Source organism: Pantoea sp. CFSAN033090, assembly GCF_001264395.1.
Classification (GTDB): Bacteria; Pseudomonadota; Gammaproteobacteria; order Enterobacterales; family Enterobacteriaceae; genus Pantoea; species Pantoea agglomerans.
Window position 1 is genome coordinate 44,191 of the sequence record NZ_LGYX01000031.1, and the last position, 21,471, is coordinate 65,661.

Below are 21,471 nucleotides of genomic sequence, written 5' to 3' on the forward strand. Positions count from 1 at the left end.
GCAAAACCTGGCAGCCTACTGATCTATCAAAATCAGGGTGAATTTTACCGCAACGAATAAACTCAACACGCAGGGAACACGGACAGAAGAGCAAAGCGTCCCGCCGACCGGGACAAAAACGCCGGGAGCGTTTTTGAACAACGCAATGCGTTGGCCCGGCTACGGGCGCACCTCAGGGATGAGGTGCGTACTAAAAACGCCGGGAGCGTTTTTGAACAACGCAAAGCGTTGGCCCGGGATGGCTTAAGCGACTTTCCGATCTGACCGTATTCCCTTAGCAGGCTCGATCTCATCGCTAACCGAGCCAGACGTTGTCAGTCATCTAAGGCCCTTCTGTTCAGAAGGGCTTTTTTATGCGCGGCAGCTGCCAGCTTTACCGATCCCAGTAAGACTCTTCCAGACTGTCTTCCCGCTCCGGCAGACCGCGGGTCAGACGCGGCGAATGCTGATTCAGCACCTGGTAGCTGACGCGGTTAGCATATTTACATACCTGCGCCAGCGATGAGTAGGTCAGATAAGGACGCGCATGTTTGCTGGAGTTCGGCACATTCAGGCTGTGATAGTTGTTGGCGGTGATGTCATGCAGTAACGCCGCCAGCGCACCATCTCCGGCGCCGTTGGTGTTCATGATCTTTTCCGGTCCGCCCATATAAGGCGCGATGTGCGAGAAAATGCGCAGCGGCTGCTGGCAATCCTGCTGCCGCATCACCCGGCTGAACTCATACTGGTTGAATTCAGCAATCGCGCCAGGCAGCAGCGGATGGTTGGTTTTGCGTTTGAACTCTTCTTCGGTGTAACCCGCCATATAGAGCCCAATCGGGCCAGCAGTACACAGCACCAGATCGACCCAGTCCAGCGCCATATTGGCGGCGAGCAGCGGATCGCTTTCGCCGGTCAGCGCCAGCGCTTCCTCTTCATTCATCGCCACGATGCTGACATGCTCGCGCAGGAAATCGCGCCAGAACTGAGGGTTGTCGCCAATCACATGTTTGGTGCCCAGCGTCAGCACCACCGGCACGTTGTGGCGTTTGGCATACTCAATCGCCCGTAACGTTGCCTGTGGCATCGGTTCACCTTCGGCACAGCGCACCAGATAGGAGGTCAGTACCATCGCAGAGGCTCCGGCGATCACCTCTTCCGGTACGTTATCCGGATGCAGCTGGTTCATCTGGCCGGGGCTGATAGCAAAGGTTCGCTCGCCATGTTCGCCAATCAGCGTAAAGCAGCGTCCAATGGCGCCATCCACGCCCTGCAGATAGTTAAGATCGACCCGGCTTGAGGTGTTACAGAGATAGCGATAGGCGTAGCCGCCAATCTGGATGTTATTGCACATGACGCCCAGCAGCACGGAGCGGTCATCGGCCAGCACCGAGAAATTATGCAGCGTGTTACCGATGGTGCCACCAGCAAACTGATGGGTGATCAGCGCTTCCTGCATCAGCTCGTTGTACAACGCTTCCGCGACGGCATTATCGATAACCAGCGAGTGCCCGGCACTCAGGCCATAACGTGCAAGAAAAGCGTCATCGACTTTGGCTTCGATATCTACCAGCGTCTGGTCGATACCCACCACCCAGCTGCCTGCATCAACATCGTGTTGGGCGGGCTGTAACAGGGGATCGCGTGCGCTGACAGGAAAGTAGTGTTTGGATTTGCGTTTGCCGGGAAATTTCATCGGGAGGTGCCGTCTGGAAAAACAGGCGGAGAATGATATCACACTCTCCGCCTGCGCTTTAACGGCGTGCGTCGACCAGTTGCACCATCATGTCGATATGCGCCTCATCGGCGTTCAGCGCAGGGATATACTCAAACTTCTCACCCCCGGCATGCATAAAGATTTCGCAGTTTTCACCACTGATCTCTTCCAGCGTCTCCAGGCAGTCTGACGAGAAGCCCGGGCTCATCACCTGAACATGTTTGATCCCTTTAGCGGGCAGGCTTTCCATGGTTTTATCGGTGTAGGGCATCAGCCACGGCTCACGACCAAAACGCGACTGGAAGGTCATCATATACTGATCGTCACGCAGGCCCAGCGCTTTGACCAGGGCCGCCGTGGTATCCGCACAGCGCTGCGGGTAGTCATCGCCTTCGTTAGCAAAACGCTGCGGAATGCCGTGGAACGACAACACCAGCAGATCGGGCTGACCGTGCCGCTCAAAGGATCGCTCCACCGTCGCTTTCAGCGCGGCGATATAGGCCGGATGTTCGGCGTAGTCGCGGATAAACTGCACATCAGGCAGCGAGCGGTAATCTTTGAATACCGCGGTCAGGCCATCCCACACTGCCGCCACGGTGGAGCAGGAGAATTGCGGATAGAGCGGCAGCACAATCAGGCGGGTCACGCCCTGCGCCATTAGCTTATCAACCGCGCTTTTCAGGCTTGGATTACCGTAGCTCATGCCCACCTCGACGGGCATATCGACCCGTGCCGCCAGCGCATCGCGCTGACGCATGCTGTAAACCAGCAGCGGTGAACCGCCTTCCATCCAGACCGATGAGTAGAGCTTAGAGACGCGCGGCGAGCGAAACGGCAGAATAACGGCATTGAGAACCGGCCACCAGAGCCAGCGCGGCGCATCGACCACGCGCGGATCGCTTAAAAACTGTTTCAGATAGCGTTTAACTGCAGGTGTGGTGGGCGCGTCTGGCGTACCTAAATTAACCAATAACACGCCGGGCTTATCTTGCCTCATTTGAGTTCCTTGATAACAACGGGGATGCGTGAAAACGGGAAAATTGTAGCGGAATTAGTGGGAGGTAAAAGCGATTACTGCAAAAGGGGCCAGTAATACCGGCCCCTGTGAACTTAGCCCAGGATCTTAGCCAGCTCGGCACTGACTTCGGTCACCTTACGGGTGCCGTCGATTTTGTGATAGGCAGTGTTGCCCGCTTCCGCTTCTTTGCTGTAGTAAGCAATCAGCGGCGCGGTCATCTGATGATATTCCACCAGGCGCTTACGCACGGTCTCTTCCTGATCGTCTTTACGCATGGTCAGCTCTTCGCCGGTCACATCATCTTTGCCTTCCACTTTCGGTGGATTAAAAGTGACGTGATAAACGCGGCCTGATGGCGTGTGAACGCGACGGCCCACGATACGCTCAACGATCAGTTCATCCGGTACGGCGAACTCCAGCACGTGATCAACGGTGATCCCGGCCTCTTTCATTGCATCTGCCTGAGGAATGGTGCGCGGGAAACCGTCCAGCAGGAAACCGTTTTTGCAGTCTTCCTGGGTGATACGCTCTTTGACCAGCGCAATCACCAGCTCATCGGTCACCAGTTTGCCAGCATCCATGATGGCTTTCGCCTGGTTGCCCAGCTCGCTGCCTGCTTTTACTGCTGCACGCAACATGTCGCCGGTGGAGATTTGCGGAATGCCATACTTCTCCATGATGAATTGGGCCTGAGTCCCCTTACCTGCGCCCGGAGCTCCGAGCAGAATAATACGCATTGCGTAAATCCCCTTGCGAATCGCATTGATCTATCTTAGAAGCGAAAGAACATACCATTATGACCCGCTCATCACAAGGAAGGGCGCGGATCGCGCAGGGCGACCTGAGTCGCTTTTTGGCCCTGCCCCCTACCCGCCTGGCCTGCCGGACGCTTTTTCAGATTTACCGCCTGAGCCGAGCAGGAATTGCAGTCGTCGGCTCAGATGATGGGTCATATTCACGCTTTTTTTGCCGCTGCCGCGCACGTTAGCATTCAGCAGCAGCCGCGCCTGCTGCGGCCATTTCACCACATCTTCCGCATCTGACAGCGATGTGATCACGGAGGCCGGGACATTAAAGCTGGCAAACGGCAAACCGGGCTGATGGCAGGAGTTCAGCGGCAGCGGGTCTGACAGGGAGAGCGCATTGACGGTGGCGGCATTGTAAGGCCGCCAGTGCGGATCGTCGAAGCGGCGCAGTGCCTCATGCGTGGCGGTCAGGGTCAGCCCCTGTTCGAAAAGCCGCAGTTCGCTGCGCACCAGCGTACTGAAGTCATGTGTCCGCAACGCCACCAGCACCAGATCGCTGCAGATCTCGGCGTGGCGATCCAGTCGGGTGACAAACAGATGGGCTTCGTCGATCAGTTTCTGATGCAGTACGCTGGCAAAACTCTCGCTCGCCTCCGTCACGCCCTGGTTCTGGCAATCCCGCAGCGGACGCACGCGGCCATTGGGCAATTCGACATGCGGTACCAGCATGATGCTGCCCGCGATCAGCGGAACTGCTGGCAGGATGTTGAGTTCGGTTACCGGAAAGTGCGAGGCGTAACGGTGCTGATTGCGCGCCTGCTCCTGCCGCAGAAAGAGCTGAGAAAGAAGGACCTGCGCCACATGCAGCGAGGGCGCGAAGAAGAGATCGAACTGCTCCAGCCGGTAAAAACGTGAGAGCGCCAGGCGTAACCGATGGCGCGCCTCTGCTGAAGTTTCAGAGGATAAAGAGCGGTGTGCCATGGTTGTCTCGCTTCGGGGAGTGTGCGGCGTGAACGCAGGTTAAGCGAGGCGGAATACCCTGAAAAATCACAGATATAAGGCTGAGTCAACCCGCCATAATTTGCCCTACAGAGTAGGTCAATGCGGCTGGACTTTAAAATGATATAAATTGACAATCCCTGTTAGATTTTTGCACAGGGGAAGAGGATGAACAGACTGCCGCCACTGAGAGCGCTGCACTATTTTCACCAGGCAGCCTTACACAGCAGTTTTAGCGTGGCGGCTGAACATCTGCATGTTACGCACAGCGCCATCAGCCATCAGATTCGCCAGCTGGAGAGCTGGATGGGCAAACCACTTTTTATCCGCAGCCATGGCCGCGTGAAACTGACCTCACACGGTGAACGTCTGCTGCTGAGCTGTCAGCAGGCGTTCAGTGAGTTGCGCAGCAGCTGCGAAAGCATTCGTACCGGGCTGCTTCAGCAGATTCGGGTCTCCTGCGCCCCCAGCTTTTTGTCGCAATGGCTGATTCCCCGTATCGCCAGTTTTTATCAACGCTATCCGGAGATTGAGGTTCACTTCCAGCCGCTGACGCAGATCTCGCAACTGCGCAGCGAACATGTGGATGTGTTGATCCTCAGTCACGGCGAGCCCCCTGAATCTGACATAGACGCCACGCTGGTCAGCGAGGATGAGATTGGACCGCTCTGCGCACCTCACTTTGCCTCGCAACTGCGGGTCGGCGAGGATCTGGCCGCGATGCCCCTGCTGCATGCGGATACCCGGCTGCACGCCTGGTCAGAGTGGGCGGACAAAGCTGGGGTCAGCGGCCGCTTTAACGGCGGAAAGCATTTTGAGAGTCTGACACTGGGGATTCAGGCTGCACGAAGTGGTCTTGGCGTCCTGATGGCACCGCGTTTGCTGGTACGCAAAGAGCTGGAGGATGGCACGCTGCTTGCGCCGCTTGGCTTTGTACGCGTCGAGCGGGCCACATGGATGATGACAAAACAGAGCCGTCGGCACGATACGGAGATCAGCCTGTTTCGCGACTGGCTGCAGGATGCCGCAAAACCATAAAAAAAGCCGGTGAGGGTCACCGGCTTCAGACAGCTGACAAATTTACTGCTTTTTAACCCTGAAATCCCGCTCACAATCAGCGCTGACTGATTCAGACAGACGGCATCAGAGTCAATGCGATGGGAGCATACGCCTGGAGCAAAGCATCGCGGGCCATGGATGGCCCGCGCTGAGCCCGCCAGGGATGGCGGCTTTTTGCGTCTTTGCGGAAGGCGTATGCTCCCTGAGCCAGCATCGTAGCTGCAACTTCAGGCCGGTGAAAACCACCGGCCTGTTGCCATTATGCGGTCAGCAACTGGTTCATGCGGCGGATAAACTGGTTAGGATCGTCCAGCGTACCGCGCTCGGCCAGCAAGGCCTGATCCAGCAGCAGCTCAATCCACTCACCGAAGCGTGCTTCATCCTGCGTATCCGCAACACGTTTCACCAGCGGATGATCCGGGTTGATTTCGAACAGGTACTTCACTTCCGGCACTTCCTGTCCGGCCGCGGCAAACAGCTTCGCCATCTGCGTGGTCATCTCGTTTGCGTCGGTGGTGACAATCGCCGGAGTATCGGTCAGGCGATGCGTCAGACGCACCTCTTTCACACGTTCGCCCAGCAGAGTTTTCACCCGCTCAACAAAAGGCTCCAGCGCTTTTTCCGCCTCTTTCTGCTCTTCGGTCTCTTCATCCGCCAGCTTGCTCAGCGATTCATCCGCTTTGCTGACTGACTGGAAGGTTTTACCATCGAACTCAGTGAGATAGCTCATCATCCATTCGTCGATGCGATCGGAGAGCAGCAGCACCTCAATGCCTTTTTTGCGGAACAGTTCCAGATGCGGGCTGCTCTTCGCGGCGGCATAGCTGTCAGCGGTGATGTAGTAAATCTTCTCCTGACCTTCCACCATGCGGCTGACGTAATCTTCCAGCGAAATGGTCTGTGCCGAACCTTCGCTCTGGGTGGTGGCGAAACGCAGCAACTTAGCGATCGTCTCCTGGTTAGCGTGATCTTCCGCCGGGCCCTCTTTCAGCACCAGACCAAACTCATTCCAGAAGGTCTGATATTTCTCGTTGTCATCTTTCGCCAGTTTTTCCAGCATCTGCAGGGTCCGCTTCGTCAGCGCAGCGCGCAGGCTCTGGGTCACGCGGCTATCCTGCAGGATCTCACGGGAAACGTTCAGCGGCAGATCGTTGGAGTCAATCAGGCCACGCACAAAGCGCAGATAGTTCGGCATAAACTGCTCAGCGTCATCCATGATAAAGACGCGCTGTACGTAGAGTTTCAGGCCATGTTTCTGATCGCGGTTCCACATATCGAATGGCGCACGCGCCGGAATGTAGAGCAGGCTGGTATATTCCTGCTTACCTTCCACCCGATTGTGGCTCCAGGCGACCGGATCGCTGTAATCGTGGGCGATATGCTTGTAGAACTCGTTGTACTCTTCGTCGCTGATCTCAGATTTGTTGCGGGTCCACAGCGCCTGGGCTTTGTTAATCTTCTCCCAGTGTGTCCCTTCGCCTTCTTCATCTTTGCTTTCGATCTCAACCGGCAGCGCGATGTGATCGGAATATTTGCTGATGATGTTGCGCACGCGCCATGCATCCAGGAACTCATCCTCGCCTTCGCGCAGATGCAGGGTGATCTCGGTACCGCGATCGGCTTTCTCAATCTCAGCCAGGGTATATTCGCCCTCGCCTGCGGATTCCCAGAACACGCCTTCTTCGGCTGACGCGCCCGCGGCACGGGTGCGCACCGTGACTTTATCCGCCACGATGAATGCAGAATAGAAACCGACACCGAACTGACCGATCAACTGGCTATCTTTCGCCTGATCGGAGCCCAGGGATTCAAGGAAGGATTTGGTGCCTGACTTGGCGATAGTCCCGAGGTTCTCAATGACCTCATCGCGACGCATACCAATACCGTTGTCGCTGAGCGTAATGGTACGGTTGTCCTTATCAACAGAGAGACGAACATGCAGCTCGCCATCACCTTCATACAGGCTGGAATCTGACAGGGCACGGAAGCGCAGTTTGTCTGCCGCATCCGAGGCGTTGGAGATCAGCTCACGCAGGAAAATTTCTTTGTTTGAATAGAGAGAATGGATCATCAGGTGCAGAAGTTGTTTTACTTCCGACTGAAAGCCACGGGTCTCTTGTCCTTTCATGGTCATTGCTACCTCAACAAAACAGGTTGAACAAACGTTGAGGTTGATGTGGGGGTGACAAGGAGATTTTCAAGCCGGTGTCTGTCACAACACCGGCAAGTGATTAAAATTTAAACTTCTGGCGGCCCGCCAGTGAATGGGACAGCGTGGTGCCATCAACCATCTCCAGCTCACCGCCCACCGGCACGCCGTGCGCGATACGGCTGGCGTCGACGCCATACTGACCACAGAGTTCCGCGATGTAGTTCGCGGTCGCCTCGCCTTCCACCGTTGGGTTGGTGGCGAGGATCACTTCCTGCAGGGTTTCACTCTCCAGTCGCTGCTCCAGACGGTCCAGGCCAATATCAGCCGGACCGATGCCGTCGAGCGGCGAGAGATGTCCCATCAGCACAAAGTAGCGACCGCCAAACTGGCCGGTTTGCTCAATGGCGTGAATATCCGCCGGGCTTTCCACCACGCAGATTTGACCATTCTGCTGACGCCGTGGATTGGCGCAGATGGTGCAAATTTCCTGCTCGGTGAATGTCCGGCAATCGGCGCAGTGTCCGATCTCCGACATCGCCCGGGTCAGCGCCTGCGCCAGCCGCATGCCACCGCTGCGATCGCGCTGCAGCAGCTGAAACGCCATGCGCTGCGCCGACTTCGGCCCAACGCCGGGCAGACAGCGCAGCGACTCCATCAAAGATTCAAGCAGTGGACTGGTTTGCATCAGAACGGCATCTTAAAGCCTGGTGGCAGCTGCATGCCTGAAGAGACAGAAGCCATCTTCTCTTTCTGGGTTTCATCAATGCGACGTGCCGCATCGTTGAACGCGGCTGCAATCAGATCTTCCAGCATATCTTTGTCATCTTCCAGCAGGCTGGGATCGACTTCCACGCGACGGCAGTTGTGCGCGCCGTTAATGGTGACTTTTACCAGGCCAGCACCAGACTCACCGGTCACTTCAATCGCGGCAATCTCTTCCTGAACCTTGGCCATTTTGTCCTGCATCTGCTGGGCCTGTTTCATCAGGTTGCCCAATCCGCCTTTACCACCAAACATAGTTTTCTCTCTCAGCTGAGGCTACAACGCTATCGTTAAGATAGCAGCAGCGTGTTCAAACAGGTCGGATACTCTCCTCATCCAGATCGGCATCAAAAAAGCGCTGCAGCGTCTGGATGTGGGTATCACAGGTGATCGACTGACGCGCCTGCGCCAGTTTCTCTTCGTAAATGGCCTGACGCCATTCAAGTGGCGTCAACACCGATGAATTATCGTCTTCAACTACCGAGAGTTCAACTCTCTGCCCGGCATGCTGACTCAGCGCATCGCTTAATACCTGCTGCGCCGACGGTGAATTAAGGTGACGCTGGCTGCTACGCAAATGCAGGCAGACCCCAGTTTCGGTGGTCTCTTTCCAGGCATTTAACGCCAGCTGCTGCACCAGTTTCGGCAGCGGCAGGATCGCAATCTCTGCGGCCCAGGGATCGCGCTGCTGCGCTTCTTCGGCCAGACGCGCCGCCAGCTCAGGGGTTTTCTCATGCTCCAGCGCAGAACGCAAGGCCTTTGGCGTCGCCACCGGCTCCGCCACTTCCACCGGCTGATTAACCGCTTTCCAGCGGTACGCTTCCTCTTTTACCGGGGCGGCAGGCTCGCGATCGCGGATACGCTGCTGACTGCGCTCGGTGACCGAGGCCAGCCGCTCCAGCGCGGAGTTGGCCGGCCGCGCACCTGGCGCTGCCGGCTCACGCTTTTTTGGCTTGTTCGCTCCCTGACGCAACAACTGAGTGCGCGCCTGCAGGAGCTGACTGGTGGAACTGGAGAGTGCGGTATCAGGTGTGGCATCTGGCGACGGCGAATGCTGCGGTGCAGCATCGGGCGCGGCCATCTGCGGCTGAGCGGCAACCTGCTGCTGCGTCTGCTCCGGCATCTGCTGTTGAGTCTGCTGCGCGACGGGCGACGCGGTGTGCGACGGCGGCGCAGCGGCAGGTGACGGTGAGGCTGGCTGTGCTGCCGGTTGCCGTGCTAACGACGATGGGCCGGATGCTGCCGGTGACGTCTGCGCAGGGGCGACAGGCGCCGTCTGCTGAGTTAATGCGGGACGCGCAATGGGTTCAGCCACGGCAGCTTTAGGATGAAACGCCAGTGCACGCAGCAGCGTCATCTCCACACCCATGCGACGATCGGGCGCAATCGGCAGATCCTTGCGGCCCATCAACAGGGTCTGATAATAGAGTTGCAGATCGGCGGGCGGCACCACCCGCGCCAGTTCACGCAAGCGAAGTGCGTTACTCTCATCATCGTCATTAAGCGAGGTCGGCAGCAGTTGCACCATCGCAATCTGGTGCAGCAGGCGCAGCATTTCTACCAGCAGCGCTTCCCATTCCACACCCCGTGACGCGGCCTGGCTCAACAGGCTCATCACCTGCTGACCGTCACCGTCGACCAGCGCTTCCAGCAGCCCCAGCGGCTGTTCATCGTCCAGCGTGCCGAGCATGACGCTGACCGTACTGCTGGTCACCGCGCCCTGCCCCATGGCAATGGCCTGGTCGGTAAGGCTCAGCGCATCGCGCATACTGCCATCGGCAGCCCGCGCCAGCAGCTGCAGCGCCCGGGTTTCACTCTCAATCTGTTCCTGCTTCAGAACATGCTCAAGCTGCTGACGGATTTGATCCACATCCAGCGCTTTGAGGTGGAACTGCAGGCAGCGCGAGAGAATGGTCACCGGCAGTTTCTGCGGATCGGTGGTCGCCAGCAGGAATTTAACGTGTGAAGGGGGCTCTTCCAGCGTCTTTAACAGCGCATTGAAGCTGTGACGCGACAACATATGCACTTCATCGATCAGATAGACTTTGAAGCGGCCACGCGCCGGGGCGTACTGCACATTGTCGAGCAGATCGCGGGTATCTTCAACTTTGGTACGCGATGCGGCGTCAATCTCAATCAGATCGACAAAGCGGCCCTGCTCAATTTCACGGCAGTTATCACACTGACCACAGGGGGTGGCAGTGATACCGGTTTCGCAGTTAAGGCCTTTGGCCAACAGACGCGCAATAGTGGTTTTCCCTACTCCGCGGGTGCCGGAGAAGAGATAAGCATGATGGATGCGTCCCAGAGACAATCCATTCGCCAGCGCCGTCAGAACATGTTCCTGACCGACAACATCAGCAAAAGCCTGGGGACGCCATTTTCGCGCAAGTACCTGATAGCTCATGTGGAGTTCGACGAAGTTGGATGGAAAGATGAGCGCAGACGCTCTGCAACCCCTGTATAAGATTGCAGTAGTCTATCAGCTACGCTTTTGGCTGGCACTCGTTATCTTGACGCCGAAGGCGTGACGGCCTCGCCGGATGGCAAGGCCGAAAGAGTGGCTTAGTGGCCGGGGAATTTAACCAGGCTGTAGCTCTCAACGCCCATGGCATTAAGACGCGTTTCTCCGGTCAGATCGAACAGATTAATAATGAAAGCCGCGTCTTTAACTTCACCGCCTGCACGACGAATCAGTTTAACGGTCGCTTCAATCGTCCCGCCGGTCGCCAGCAGGTCGTCAACCACCAGCACCAGATCGCCTGGCTGGATGGCATCTTTGTGCAATTCCAGCTTATCGGTGCCGTACTCCAGCTCATAGGATTCGCTGTAGACTTCACGGGGCAGTTTGCCGGGCTTACGCACCGGAACAAAACCGACGCCGAGGCCTAACGCCACCGGTGCACCAAACAGGAAACCGCGCGCTTCCGTCCCCACCACCTTAGTGATGCCTTTATTACGGTAACGCTCAACCAGCAGCGCAATCGACGCGGCATAGGCTTTGGGATCTTCCAGCAGGCTGGTGACATCGCGGAACAGGATGCCTGGCTTAGGATAATCGGGAATGCTTTTAATGCTGTTTTTAATGAATTCAAGCTGCTGCGCAGTGTCGGTCATAATGATACGCCTGGTAAAAAATTCTGTTTCGCGCAGCTTCAAAAGCGCTAATACCTGATAACAGGCTCAGCGGAAGTCAATTCACAAAGGGAAGCCACGCACGAAGACGCCCAAATCTAAGCAAATGACCGGCTAAATGCAACTTTATCGCGGCGGCGGCGGTGCGTCCGCTGCTTCTGCCACCACCGGAATACGCCACATAAACAGCAGCAGCGCCGCCAGCATGATCAGCAGCATGATGCGTACCCAGAGCTGATGCACCAGGAAGAGTGAGAGACTAAAGGTGGCGACGATCAGGCAGATAGCGCGTACTTTAGCCCCTGGCGGCATCGCGCGATGCTGCTGCCAGTGACGCAGATAGCGGCCAAATGGCGATTTCCACAGCAGCCAGTGATGAAAACGCGGCGATGAACGGGCAAAACACCAGGCCGCCAGCAGCATGAATGGCGTGGTAGGTAATAAAGGTAATACAATGCCCAGCGTCCCCAGCACAATCGCCAGCCAGCCGAGGGTTAATAACAGAATGCGTTGCATGAATGCCGCCCAACTCTTTCCTCATCAGCGTACGTTAGCACAATTGAGCGTCACGCGATGAGTGAGATCGCCATACAACAGCGCCTGCAACAGCTCCTTATCGCCCTGCGGCACGAGCTTGCCTGCCATTCAGATGGGGTTTGCCGTCTGCCACGTTTTGATACTCAGCTGTTTCGCACCAAAGGCACGCGGCTGGCTGATTACCTGCTGGAAGTGGAACAGAATTTTGCCCGGCTCTGCGACAGCAGCCACGATCTGGCCCGCAGTGCGTGGCTGGCTGAACGCCTGGTCGATCAGATTGCCGCCCTGCAACGCGAGGCGAGTACGCAACAGCTGCGTACCCGACGCGAACAGCCCATCAGGAACCCACGCGCCGCAAAATATCAGGAGTACCGTGAATTTGAACGGCGTTTACTGGCAATGATCGATCAGCGTGAGCAGCGCCTGGCGCTGGCCGAAACGCTGGCGGTACAGCATCAGCTGAAACAGGATCTGGAAACGTTAGAGCAGCGACTGGCACGCTGTCGGCAGGCGATTCGCTCTGTCGAATGGGCCTCTTCGTTGCGCGGCAGCGAATAAAGCGCAGCGTGACAAAAGCGCTCCTATACTGGGTGTGATTCGGCGCGGAGAAGAACCATGGCTTTACTTGTGTGGCTGTTAAGCGGTTTACTGCTGGGGTTGCTGAAGCGTCTGCTGATGCCGGGACCACCGGGCGGCCTGGTTGCTACCCTGACGCTGTCGATGATCGGGGCACTGATTGGCGGCTATATCGCCACCTATTTTGAACTGGGCACCCTGGCAACGCTGCATATTGGCGCACTGGGCATGGCGATTCTCGGTGCATTAGTGATGCTGCTGGTCGCGGCCCGACTACATATTTAGGAGAAGAGATGTCACTGGAAAATGCCCCTGACGACGTCAAACTGGCAGTTGATCTGATTCAGCTACTGGAAGAGCATCAACTGCCGGTAGAAACCGTGCTCTCAGCGCTGGCCATGGTGCAGCGCGATTTCGAAAACAAGCGTGATCGCCCATCGGCTTAGTGGTGGGCAGTCAGCGTCGGACTGAGGCGCAGCATATCGATAAAGGCATTGACCAGCGTCGGCGCGTCTCCGGCTAAATCAAAACTGTCCGGCGCAAACAGCCAGCTTTCCATCATACCGTTGACGTAACCGCGCAGGATAAGAGCGGCCTGACGCGTGCTGAGACTGCCAGGAAGTTGTCCGGCTTCGATACACTGGCGCAGGACATCTTCAATTTTGTCGTAGCACTCCAGCAGTAAGCTCTGCTGCATATTCTTCAGCGCCGACATTTCGCCCACAAATTCACATTTGTGGAAAATGATCTCCATCAAGGCGCGGCGCTGCGGATCCTTTGCTGTCGCGTCAAAGATATAGACCAGCATCGCTCGCAACACAGAGAGTGGATCGCCAGGGTATTTTGTCTGATACTCAAGTTCCACATCGTCCAGACCAGCATCACAACGAAGCCATATTTCATGTAATACATCGGCTTTATTTTTGAAGTGCCAGTAGATGGCCCCTCGCGTGACGCTGGCAGCGGTTGCAATATCCGCCAGAGAAGTGGCTGAAACGCCCTGCTGCGAAAACAGAACAATGGCGGCATCAAGAATTTGATGTCGCGTTTCAAGTGCTTGCGCTTTGGTTTTTCGTGCCATAAGGGGCTTTTTTTACAAACAGGTAAGTTTACATACATTTGCGAATGTATGTACCATAGCATGACCTGCGACTTGACACAGCAATGGGTTTTTCAGTTTGTGATCCATTGACCAATTGATATCGGACACTAGAGGTTTATTTATGAATAAAATCAGAGGATTATCGCCTCTGGCGGCCGTCCTGATGCTATCAGGCAGCTTTTTGTTAACAGGATGTGACAACAATAAATCCGAACAAGCCGCCCAGCAACCGCCAGCAGTGGGGGTTGTAACACTGAAAACTGAACCCCTGAAAATCTCGACTGAATTACCTGGCCGCACCTCGGCATATCGTGTCGCCGAAGTCCGTCCGCAGGTTTCCGGTATCATTCTGAAGCGTAACTTTGTTGAAGGCAGCGATGTCAAAGCGGGTCAGTCTCTTTATCAGATCGATCCTGCTACCTATCAGGCCGCCTATGACAGCGCCAAAGGTGATTTAACTCAGGCGCAGGCCAATGCTCGCATCGCTCAGCTGACCGTCAAACGTTATAAGCCTTTACTCGGCACCAAATATATCAGTCAGCAGGATTACGACACCGCCGTTGCCACGGCCGCGCAAAACGATGCTGCGGTTCAGGTAGCAAAAGCCAATGTAGAAACGGCCCGCATTAACCTGGCTTATACCAAAGTCACCTCGCCTATCAGTGGCCGCATCGGCAAATCGTCAGTAACGGAAGGTGCGCTGGTACAAAACGCGCAAACCACCGCTCTGGCCACTGTGCAGCAACTTGACCCGATGTATGTCGACGTCACCCAGTCGAGCGAAGATTTCATGCGCTTACGTTCAGAACTGGAGTCGGGTCAGCTGAAGCAGAACGATGGCAAAGCCAACGTGACCCTGCTGATGCAGAACGGCAACAGCTATCCACAGACAGGTACGCTGGAGTTCTCTGACGTTACCGTTGATGAAACCACCGGTTCTATCACTCTGCGCGCCATTGTCCCGAACCCGAACCATGCGCTGTTACCTGGCATGTTTGTTCGCGCTCGTCTGGATGAAGGTACCAATCCTAATGCGTTGCTGGTTCCGCAACAGGCGGTAGCCCGCACCCCAACGGGTCAGGCAACGGTCATGGTGGTAGGTGCAGATAACAAAGTGGAAGCTCGTCAGGTCACCACCTCTCAGGCGATTGGCGACAAGTGGTTAGTCACCGACGGTGTTAAAGCGGGTGAACGTGTGATCAGCACGGGTCTGCAGCGAGCCAAGCCGGGCGCACAGGTTACCCCACAAGAAGTCTCAGACGATGCGAAAGCGGCACCCGATTCAAAGCCGCAGTCTGACAAGTCATCGTCATAACAGGAGCCGTTGATTCATGGCTAAGTTCTTTATCGATCGGCCCATCTTTGCGTGGGTGCTCGCCATCATCATTATGCTGGTCGGTGCGCTATCGATTCTCAAACTTCCGATTGAGCAATATCCCAATGTTGCACCGCCGGCGATTGAGATTCAGGCCACCTACCCTGGTGCAGATGCTAAAACGCTGCAGGACTCGGTGACCCAGGTCATCGAACAAAATATGAACGGCATTGATGGACTGATGTATATGTCCTCAAGCAGCGACTCATCCGGTACGCTGACCCTGACGATCTCCTTTGAGTCAGGAACAGATGCCGATATCGCGCAGGTTCAGGTGCAGAACAAACTGCAGCTGGCGACGCCGCTGTTACCGCAGGAAGTACAGCAACAGGGGATTCAGGTTAAGAAATCTTCCAGTAGCTTCCTGATGGTAGCGGGCTTCATCAGCGACGATGACAATATGACGCAGAATGATATTTCTGACTTTATTTCATCGTCCATCAAAGACCCGATCAGCCGTACCAAAGGCGTGGGTGATACCCAGGTATTTGGTGCGCAGTACGCGATGCGTATCTGGATGGATCCGCACAAGCTGAACAACTACAACCTGACGCCGGTTGATGTTATCAGCGCCCTGAATACGCAGAACACCCAGGTTGCTGCCGGTCAGTTGGGCGGTACGCCTCCGGTTCCGGGACAGCAGCTTAACGCCTCGATCATTGCGCAAACCCGTCTCACCTCTACCGATGAATTCGGCAAAATCCTGCTGAAAGTGAATGAAGATGGTTCTCAGGTTCGTCTGCGTGATGTGGCAAGGATTGAACTTGGCGCGGAAAACTACGAGATCGTTGCCCGTTATAACGGCAAGCCTGCGTCCGGTATCGGTATCAAGCTGGCCACCGGTGCGAATGCGCTGGATACCGCCAATGCGGTGAAAGAAGAACTGGCCAAATTGCAGCCGACGTTCCCGGCCGGTTTGAAAGTGGTCTATCCGTATGACACTACGCCTTTCGTTAAGATCTCGATTTTCGAAGTGGTGAAAACGCTGATCGAAGCGATCGTGCTGGTGTTCCTGGTCATGTATCTGTTTCTGCAGAACTTCCGCGCCACGCTCATTCCTACCATTGCGGTCCCCGTGGTATTGCTGGGTACGTTTGCCGTTATCAGCGCTTTTGGCTATTCGATAAACACCCTGACGATGTTCGGGATGGTGCTGGCCATCGGCTTGCTGGTGGATGACGCCATCGTGGTGGTCGAGAACGTTGAGCGCGTAATGGCGGAAGAGGGATTACCGCCAAAAGAAGCGACTAAGCGTTCTATGGAGCAGATCCAGGGCGCACTGGTCGGTATCGCGCTGGTGCTGGCTGCCGTATTTATTCCGATGGCGTTCTTTGGTGGTTCGACCGGTGTTATCTACCGTCAGTTCTCCATCACTATCGTTTCGGCAATGGCGCTGTCGGTGCTGGTCGCCTTTATTCTGACGCCGGCACTCTGTGCCACCATGCTGAAACCGATTAAAAAAGGCGAGCACGGTAAAACCACCGGTTTCTTCGGCTGGTTCAACCGCATGTTCGACAAAAGCACCAACCACTATGTGGATGGTGTGGGTCACATGGTTCGCAGTACGGGTCGCTATATGGTGATCTATCTGGTGATCGTGGTCGGTATGGCGTTTCTGTTTGTGCGCCTGCCCTCTTCATTCTTACCGGAAGAGGATCAGGGTCTGCTGCTGGCTCAGGCGCAGCTGCCTGCTGGTGCAACCCAGGAGCGTACGCAGAAAGTGCTGGACCAGGTGACGGATTACTTCCTGATCCAGGAGAAAGACACGGTTAAATCGGTGTTTACCGTTAACGGCTTCGGCTTTGCCGGTCGTGGACAGAACACCGGTATCGCCTTCGTCAGTCTCAAGCCGTGGGATGAGCGTACCGGCAGCGACATGAAAGTACCGGCGATTGCTGGCCGTGCCATGCAGGCGCTGGGCGCGATCAAAGATGCAATGGTCATTCCTTTCAACCTGCCAGCCATTATTGAACTGGGTAACGCGACCGGCTTCGACTTTGAGCTGATCGACCAGAATAACCTTGGCCACGATAAGCTGACGGAAGCGCGTAATCAGCTGTTCGGCATGATTGCGCAGCATCCTGATACGCTGGTTGGCGTCCGTCCTAACGGGATGGAAGATACCCCGCAGTACAAGCTGACCATCGATCAGGAGAAAGCACAGGCGCTGGGCGTATCACTGAGTGATATCAACACCACGCTGGCGGCTTCCTGGGGCGGTTCCTACGTCAATGACTTCATTGACCGCGGTCGCGTGAAGAAAGTTTACGTCATGGGTAAAGCGGACGCCCGCATGCTGCCGGACGACATTGGTAAATGGTACGTGCGCAACAGCAGCGGAACCATGGTGCCCTTCTCTGCCTTCTCGTCAGCGAAATGGCAATATGGCTCACCGCGCCTTGAGCGTTACAACGGTCTGCCTGCGATGGAAATCCTGGGACAGGCTGCGCCAGGCAAAAGTTCGGGTGCGGCAATGGACCTGATGGAAGAGCTGGCGGCGAAACTGCCTGCCGGTATCGGCTATGACTGGACCGGTATGTCCTATCAGGAACGCTTGTCAGGTAACCAGGCCCCTGCGCTCTATGCCATCTCGCTGATTGTGGTCTTCCTGTGTCTCGCCGCACTGTACGAGAGCTGGTCGATTCCATTCTCGGTTATGCTGGTTGTCCCGCTCGGGGTCATTGGTGCACTGATCTTTACCACCCTGCGTGGCCTGAGTAATGACGTCTACTTCGTAGTGGGGTTACTGACAACCATCGGCCTCTCCACCAAGAACGCCATCCTTATCGTCGAATTTGCTAAAGATTTGATGGATAAAGAGGGTAAAGGGCTGATTGAAGCTGCGCTGGAAGCGTGCCGTATGCGTCTGCGTCCTATCCTGATGACGTCACTGGCGTTTATTCTCGGGGTACTGCCGCTGGCGATCAGTACTGGTGCCGGTTCCGGTTCGCAAAACGCCGTAGGTACCGGTGTTATCGGTGGTATGGTCACCGCGACCATACTGGCGATCTTCTTCGTTCCTGTGTTCTTTGTGGTGGTACGCCGCCGCTTTGGCAAGAAAAAAGAAGAATCAGCGAACAGTCATCCGGTTGAGCATAACCAGACTCACTAAGCTGTAAATCATCTGAGGCCGCGCAAGCGGCCTTTTTTTATGCCTGCGATTCAGCCCTTCTCATTTCCTGTTCCCTTGCTTTTCCTGTCTCACGGACAGTTGCAATCCTGGCCTGTGCATCGCATAATATTGTTATAGTATAACATTACATAGGTGTGCATTATGAAAGCGAATATTCATCCTCACTATCGTCACGTGGTTTTCCATGACACATCGGCTGATGTCTGGTTCAAAATCGGATCAACCATCAAAACCGATCGCACCGTGGAGTTCGAAGGCGAAACGCTGCCCTACGTCACCCTGGATGTGTCGTCTGCCTCACATGTGTTCTACACCGGTAAACAGAAAGATTTTGCCAAAGAGGGCAGCACCGCGCGCTTTAACCAGCGTTTCGGGCGCTTTCTTGGAAAGAAATAGAGGAGAGGATCATGCAGGTATTAAGCTCGCTGCGTTCAGCAAAAAATCGCCATCGGGATTGTAAAGTGGTCCGCCGCAAAGGCCGTATTTACGTGATCTGTAAATCGAACCCGCGGTTTAAAGCAGTACAGGGAAGAAAGAAAAAACGCTAGTTTGTGTCGTGATGACTGGCCGGGCTTGCCCGGCCTTTTTTATGCTTAGTGCATGCTCTTCAGCATCGCATTCACGTTGTGTTTAAAAGCCGCCTGATAGGTGGCTGCCGGGCCAGAGGCCGTGGATAACGCTTCCGGATAGAGCTCACCACCCGGCTCTGCCCCGGTGGCGCTGGCAATCTGTTTTACCAGACGCGGGTCGGTCTGGTTCTCAATGAAATAGCGATTGATGTGCTGCTGCTTAAGCTGGGTGATTAAATTACCCACGTTGCTGGCACTCGCTTCCGCCTCAGTAGAGAACCCTACCGGCGCAAGGAAAGTCACGCCATATCGCTGTCCAAAATAACCAAACGCATCATGACTGGTCAGCACTTTACGCTTATCGGCTGGCACAGCGTCAAAGGCGGTTTTTGCCCAGCGATCCAGCGCCTGCAGTTGCTGAATGTAATTCTGTCCACGCTGACGAATGGCCGGAGCATCTTCAGGATCGGCTTTGACCAGCGCATTCATCACGTTGGTCGCGTAGATAACGCCGTTCTGCATGCTGTTCCAGGCGTGAGGATCGGTAACGGTTTTACCCTCCTCCTCCATGCTGCGGGTGGTGATACCGGTTGAAGCGACAACGGGCTGACCGCGATACCCTGAGGCGCTGACCAGCCGATCCATCCACCCTTCCAGTCCCAGTCCGCTGACAAACACCAGATCGGCCTTCGCCAGCGCCTGACTGTCCTGCGGTGTCGGTTCAAAAGTATGAGGATCGCCATTCGGCCCCACCAGGCTTTTAACCTTTACATGCTCGCCGCCGACCTGCTTAACGATGTCAGCCAGCACGGTAAAGCTGGCCACGACATCCACCGTTTTGGCCATCGCCAGAGGCGTGGCAAACAGCGCAGCGAGCGCCAGGCTAACCGGTAATTTTTTCATAGATACCCCTTAAGATTAATGGCGGCGTAAAATTCCGCCGCACGGCCCTGTAAGAATGGAGAAAAAAAACAGCATGGCGGCGCTCAGCACTACAGCGGGACCCGCCGGCAATGAGAAGTGCCAGGAGAGCATCAGCCCGGCCAGCGCCGAAATCATTGCCATGAAAATGGCGATAACCAGCATTGCGGCGAGATGGCGACTCCAGAAGCGGGCGCTGGCGGCGGGCAACATCATTAAACCCACCGACATCAGAGTGCCCAGCACCTGAAAACCCGCCACCAGATTCAGCACCACCAGCATTAAAAACAGACCATGCACCAGCGGCGCGCTCCATTTTCCCTGCGCACGCAGGAAGTCGCCGTCAAACGCATCGATGACCAGCGGACGATAGATCACCGCCAGCAGAATCAGCGTAAAGGCAGCGATGCCGCCCACCAGCAACAGCGCTGCGTTGTCTACCGCCAGCAGCGAGCCAAACAGAACGTGCAGCAGATCCACACTTGAGCCGCGTAATGAAACCAGCGTGACGCCCAGCGCCAGTGAACCCAGATAGAACCCGGCAAAACTGGCATCCTCTTTCAGCGGCGTGTAGCGACTGACCGCGCCAGAGAGCAGCGCCACGGCTAAACCAGCGATCAGGCCGCCAACACCCATCGCGACCAGTGACAATCCGGAGATCAGATAGCCAATGGCGGCACCGGGCAGCACCGCGTGTGATAAGGCATCGCCAATCAGGCTCATACGTCGCAGGGAGAGGAATACCCCGAGCGGCGTGGCGCTGACGGCCAGCGCCAGACAGGCCACCAGCGCGCGTCGCATAAAACCAAACTCAATAAAGGGTTGAATCAGGGTCACGGCGCACGACTCCCCAGAGAGGAAGCAGGCAGGCAGGTGCAGTTAACCTCACCTTCATCCATCGACATCACGTTACTGAAGTAGCGCGCCACCAGCGGACGATCGTGCAGCACCACCAGCAGGGTTGTTCCGGCCTGCTGTTGCTGCTCAAGGATCGACATCAGTAGTGTCACTGTCTGGCTGTCAATGCCGTTAAAAGGCTCATCCAGAAGCCAGAGCTGGCTGCGCTGCAGCATCAGCCGCGCAAACAATACCCGCTGCAGTTGTCCACCGGATAACGTCGCGGGCTGCGCATCTGCATAATCACTCATCTGAACCGCTTCCAGCGACTGCCAGATCTCCCGACGCAGTATCCGGTTAATGCCGCCGAACCAGCCGCAGCGTGGCCAGCAGCCAATAGAGACCAGTTCAAATACCGTCAGGGGAAAGCGGGTCTCAAGTTCGGTGCGCTGCGGCAACCAGCCGATATCCCGGCGTGCAACCTGCAGCTCACAGCGCCCGGCTATCGGTGGCAGTAAGCCAGCAATGGTTTTTAACAGGGTTGATTTGCCGCTACCGTTCGCGCCGACCAGCGCGGTCATCGAGCCGGCTGCGAGCTGGCCGGTAATAGCCGGGGTCACAACCTGTCCCTGGTAGCCCGCGCGAAGCGCGTTAAACAGGATCATGCGCTGATCCCCCATTTTATTGCCACAGCAAGCAGCGTGATAAATAGCAGTGCTACTCCCAGCCGCCCGCCCAGTGACATAAGTAGTCCACTCTGACGCATTACTTCACCATAATGTTATAACATAACAGTGAAGATACCTGATGTTGCTCTCTGTTGAATGTGGGATTGTGTATCAAAAGATAAATAT

Annotated in this window: 22 protein-coding genes and 1 other annotated feature; of the genes, 8 read left to right on the forward strand and 14 right to left on the reverse strand. The window is 56.0% G+C overall.

Features of this window, described 5'->3' with window-relative positions:
* Positions 1-373: 373 nt before the first annotated feature.
* The 4 genes from AFL22_RS21095 to AFL22_RS21110 form a co-directional block, all read right to left on the reverse strand.
* Entirely contained in the window at positions 374-1,675 is a 1,302-nt protein-coding gene (locus AFL22_RS21095) for an inosine/guanosine kinase (RefSeq protein ID WP_052272124.1), read from the reverse strand.
* A 58-nt stretch (positions 1,676-1,733) separates the two neighbouring features.
* Positions 1,734-2,693: a ferrochelatase gene (gene hemH, locus AFL22_RS21100; protein ID WP_010671226.1), complete on the reverse strand. Its 960-nt coding sequence runs from the start codon at positions 2,691-2,693 to the stop codon at positions 1,734-1,736.
* Positions 2,694-2,806: 113 nt separating this feature from the next.
* Positions 2,807-3,451 carry an adenylate kinase gene (adk, locus tag AFL22_RS21105; RefSeq protein WP_010671225.1) on the reverse strand — a complete coding sequence of 215 codons (645 nt, stop codon included), beginning with the start codon at positions 3,449-3,451 and terminating at the stop codon, positions 2,807-2,809.
* A gap of 129 nt (positions 3,452-3,580) precedes the next feature.
* The gene (locus tag AFL22_RS21110; RefSeq protein ID WP_052272125.1) at positions 3,581-4,441 is read right to left on the reverse strand and encodes a DUF6024 family protein; all 861 of its coding nucleotides are present in this window, start codon (positions 4,439-4,441) and stop codon (positions 3,581-3,583) included.
* Positions 4,442-4,627: 186 nt separating this feature from the next.
* On the opposite strand from AFL22_RS21110, the gene AFL22_RS21115 reads away from it, so the two are divergent.
* On the forward strand, positions 4,628-5,497 hold the full coding sequence (locus AFL22_RS21115) for a LysR substrate-binding domain-containing protein (RefSeq protein WP_010255931.1): 870 nt from the start codon (positions 4,628-4,630) through the stop codon (positions 5,495-5,497).
* A gap of 280 nt (positions 5,498-5,777) precedes the next feature.
* On the opposite strand, the gene htpG is transcribed toward AFL22_RS21115, so the two are convergent.
* The 6 genes from htpG to AFL22_RS21145 form a co-directional block, all read right to left on the reverse strand.
* Entirely contained in the window at positions 5,778-7,652 is a 1,875-nt protein-coding gene (gene htpG, locus AFL22_RS21120; protein ID WP_029519428.1) for a molecular chaperone HtpG, read from the reverse strand.
* A gap of 97 nt (positions 7,653-7,749) precedes the next feature.
* The gene (gene recR, locus AFL22_RS21125; RefSeq protein WP_003850420.1) at positions 7,750-8,355 is read right to left on the reverse strand and encodes a recombination mediator RecR; all 606 of its coding nucleotides are present in this window, start codon (positions 8,353-8,355) and stop codon (positions 7,750-7,752) included.
* On the reverse strand, positions 8,355-8,687 hold the full coding sequence (locus AFL22_RS21130; RefSeq protein ID WP_003850423.1) for a YbaB/EbfC family nucleoid-associated protein: 333 nt from the start codon (positions 8,685-8,687) through the stop codon (positions 8,355-8,357). The genes recR and AFL22_RS21130 overlap by 1 nt, the downstream gene beginning before the upstream one ends.
* Positions 8,688-8,742: 55 nt before the next feature.
* On the reverse strand, positions 8,743-10,839 hold the full coding sequence (gene dnaX, locus AFL22_RS21135; protein WP_052272126.1) for a DNA polymerase III subunit gamma/tau: 2,097 nt from the start codon (positions 10,837-10,839) through the stop codon (positions 8,743-8,745).
* Positions 9,340-9,401 (reverse strand) — a sequence feature (DnaX frameshifting element). Its footprint overlaps the gene before it by 62 nt.
* 158 nt (positions 10,840-10,997) lie before the next feature.
* Positions 10,998-11,549: an adenine phosphoribosyltransferase gene (apt, locus tag AFL22_RS21140; RefSeq protein ID WP_010671221.1), complete on the reverse strand. Its 552-nt coding sequence runs from the start codon at positions 11,547-11,549 to the stop codon at positions 10,998-11,000.
* Positions 11,550-11,693: 144 nt separating this feature from the next.
* Entirely contained in the window at positions 11,694-12,083 is a 390-nt protein-coding gene (locus AFL22_RS21145) for a DUF454 family protein (RefSeq protein ID WP_010255914.1), read from the reverse strand.
* Between the two features lie 57 nt (positions 12,084-12,140).
* Between AFL22_RS21145 and AFL22_RS21150 the strand changes: the two genes are divergently transcribed.
* The 3 genes from AFL22_RS21150 to rsmS are packed head-to-tail and all read left to right on the forward strand — an operon-like array spanning position 12,141 to position 13,126.
* Positions 12,141-12,662, forward strand: coding sequence for a primosomal replication protein (locus tag AFL22_RS21150; RefSeq protein ID WP_052272127.1), 522 nt, complete (start codon positions 12,141-12,143; stop codon positions 12,660-12,662).
* Between the two features lie 57 nt (positions 12,663-12,719).
* The gene (locus tag AFL22_RS21155; protein WP_052272128.1) at positions 12,720-12,965 is read left to right on the forward strand and encodes a hypothetical protein; all 246 of its coding nucleotides are present in this window, start codon (positions 12,720-12,722) and stop codon (positions 12,963-12,965) included.
* An 8-nt stretch (positions 12,966-12,973) separates the two neighbouring features.
* A complete protein-coding gene (gene rsmS, locus AFL22_RS23660) occupies positions 12,974-13,126 on the forward strand; it encodes a pleiotropic regulatory protein RsmS (protein ID WP_010255907.1) in 153 nt (50 codons plus the stop codon).
* On the opposite strand, the gene acrR is transcribed toward rsmS, so the two are convergent.
* On the reverse strand, positions 13,123-13,761 hold the full coding sequence (gene acrR / locus AFL22_RS21160; RefSeq protein ID WP_010255906.1) for a multidrug efflux transporter transcriptional repressor AcrR: 639 nt from the start codon (positions 13,759-13,761) through the stop codon (positions 13,123-13,125). The two genes, rsmS and acrR, sit on opposite strands and share 4 nt — an antisense overlap.
* A gap of 142 nt (positions 13,762-13,903) precedes the next feature.
* Between acrR and AFL22_RS21165 the strand changes: the two genes are divergently transcribed.
* The 4 genes from AFL22_RS21165 to ykgO all read left to right on the forward strand — a co-directional run bounded on the left by AFL22_RS21165 (position 13,904) and on the right by ykgO (position 18,838).
* Positions 13,904-15,097 carry an efflux RND transporter periplasmic adaptor subunit gene (locus tag AFL22_RS21165; RefSeq protein ID WP_010255904.1) on the forward strand — a complete coding sequence of 398 codons (1,194 nt, stop codon included), beginning with the start codon at positions 13,904-13,906 and terminating at the stop codon, positions 15,095-15,097.
* Between the two features lie 16 nt (positions 15,098-15,113).
* Positions 15,114-18,269, forward strand: a complete 3,156-nt coding sequence (locus AFL22_RS21170; protein ID WP_052272129.1) for a multidrug efflux RND transporter permease subunit AcrB — start codon at positions 15,114-15,116, stop codon at positions 18,267-18,269.
* A 162-nt stretch (positions 18,270-18,431) separates the two neighbouring features.
* Positions 18,432-18,686, forward strand: a complete 255-nt coding sequence (locus AFL22_RS21175; protein ID WP_010671219.1) for a type B 50S ribosomal protein L31 — start codon at positions 18,432-18,434, stop codon at positions 18,684-18,686.
* A gap of 11 nt (positions 18,687-18,697) precedes the next feature.
* Complete coding sequence (gene ykgO, locus AFL22_RS21180) at positions 18,698-18,838, forward strand: type B 50S ribosomal protein L36 (protein ID WP_010255896.1); 141 nt, start codon at positions 18,698-18,700, stop codon at positions 18,836-18,838.
* 45 nt (positions 18,839-18,883) lie between these two features.
* Here the strand turns inward: ykgO and AFL22_RS21185 are convergent, their stop codons facing one another.
* From AFL22_RS21185 to AFL22_RS21195, 3 genes are read right to left on the reverse strand one after another with little or no spacing between them, the layout of a single operon-like run.
* Complete coding sequence (locus tag AFL22_RS21185; RefSeq protein ID WP_052272130.1) at positions 18,884-19,762, reverse strand: metal ABC transporter substrate-binding protein; 879 nt, start codon at positions 19,760-19,762, stop codon at positions 18,884-18,886.
* 15 nt (positions 19,763-19,777) lie between these two features.
* Positions 19,778-20,617, reverse strand: a complete 840-nt coding sequence (locus AFL22_RS21190; RefSeq protein ID WP_010255890.1) for a metal ABC transporter permease — start codon at positions 20,615-20,617, stop codon at positions 19,778-19,780.
* Positions 20,614-21,282, reverse strand: a complete 669-nt coding sequence (locus AFL22_RS21195; RefSeq protein ID WP_052272156.1) for an ABC transporter ATP-binding protein — start codon at positions 21,280-21,282, stop codon at positions 20,614-20,616. Before AFL22_RS21195 ends, AFL22_RS21190 begins: the two co-directional genes overlap by 4 nt.
* Positions 21,283-21,471 lie beyond the last annotated feature (189 nt).

Excerpts from the sequence above, each read along its gene's own strand:
- AFL22_RS21095 (WP_052272124.1), bottom strand. The coding sequence starts at position 1,675 with ATGAAATTTCCCGGCAAACGCAAATCCAAACACTACTTTCCTGTCAGC.
- hemH (WP_010671226.1), bottom strand. The coding sequence starts at position 2,693 with ATGAGGCAAGATAAGCCCGGCGTGTTATTGGTTAATTTAGGTACGCCA.
- adk (WP_010671225.1), bottom strand. The coding sequence starts at position 3,451 with ATGCGTATTATTCTGCTCGGAGCTCCGGGCGCAGGTAAGGGGACTCAG.
- AFL22_RS21110 (WP_052272125.1), bottom strand. The coding sequence starts at position 4,441 with ATGGCACACCGCTCTTTATCCTCTGAAACTTCAGCAGAGGCGCGCCAT.
- AFL22_RS21115 (WP_010255931.1), top strand. The coding sequence starts at position 4,628 with ATGAACAGACTGCCGCCACTGAGAGCGCTGCACTATTTTCACCAGGCA.
- htpG (WP_029519428.1), bottom strand. The coding sequence starts at position 7,652 with ATGACCATGAAAGGACAAGAGACCCGTGGCTTTCAGTCGGAAGTAAAA.
- recR (WP_003850420.1), bottom strand. The coding sequence starts at position 8,355 with ATGCAAACCAGTCCACTGCTTGAATCTTTGATGGAGTCGCTGCGCTGT.
- AFL22_RS21130 (WP_003850423.1), bottom strand. The coding sequence starts at position 8,687 with ATGTTTGGTGGTAAAGGCGGATTGGGCAACCTGATGAAACAGGCCCAG.
- dnaX (WP_052272126.1), bottom strand. The coding sequence starts at position 10,839 with ATGAGCTATCAGGTACTTGCGCGAAAATGGCGTCCCCAGGCTTTTGCT.
- apt (WP_010671221.1), bottom strand. The coding sequence starts at position 11,549 with ATGACCGACACTGCGCAGCAGCTTGAATTCATTAAAAACAGCATTAAA.
- AFL22_RS21145 (WP_010255914.1), bottom strand. The coding sequence starts at position 12,083 with ATGCAACGCATTCTGTTATTAACCCTCGGCTGGCTGGCGATTGTGCTG.
- AFL22_RS21150 (WP_052272127.1), top strand. The coding sequence starts at position 12,141 with ATGAGTGAGATCGCCATACAACAGCGCCTGCAACAGCTCCTTATCGCC.
- AFL22_RS21155 (WP_052272128.1), top strand. The coding sequence starts at position 12,720 with ATGGCTTTACTTGTGTGGCTGTTAAGCGGTTTACTGCTGGGGTTGCTG.
- rsmS (WP_010255907.1), top strand. The coding sequence starts at position 12,974 with ATGTCACTGGAAAATGCCCCTGACGACGTCAAACTGGCAGTTGATCTG.
- acrR (WP_010255906.1), bottom strand. The coding sequence starts at position 13,761 with ATGGCACGAAAAACCAAAGCGCAAGCACTTGAAACGCGACATCAAATT.
- AFL22_RS21165 (WP_010255904.1), top strand. The coding sequence starts at position 13,904 with ATGAATAAAATCAGAGGATTATCGCCTCTGGCGGCCGTCCTGATGCTA.
- AFL22_RS21170 (WP_052272129.1), top strand. The coding sequence starts at position 15,114 with ATGGCTAAGTTCTTTATCGATCGGCCCATCTTTGCGTGGGTGCTCGCC.
- AFL22_RS21175 (WP_010671219.1), top strand. The coding sequence starts at position 18,432 with ATGAAAGCGAATATTCATCCTCACTATCGTCACGTGGTTTTCCATGAC.
- ykgO (WP_010255896.1), top strand. The coding sequence starts at position 18,698 with ATGCAGGTATTAAGCTCGCTGCGTTCAGCAAAAAATCGCCATCGGGAT.
- AFL22_RS21185 (WP_052272130.1), bottom strand. The coding sequence starts at position 19,762 with ATGAAAAAATTACCGGTTAGCCTGGCGCTCGCTGCGCTGTTTGCCACG.
- AFL22_RS21195 (WP_052272156.1), bottom strand. The coding sequence starts at position 21,282 with ATGATCCTGTTTAACGCGCTTCGCGCGGGCTACCAGGGACAGGTTGTG.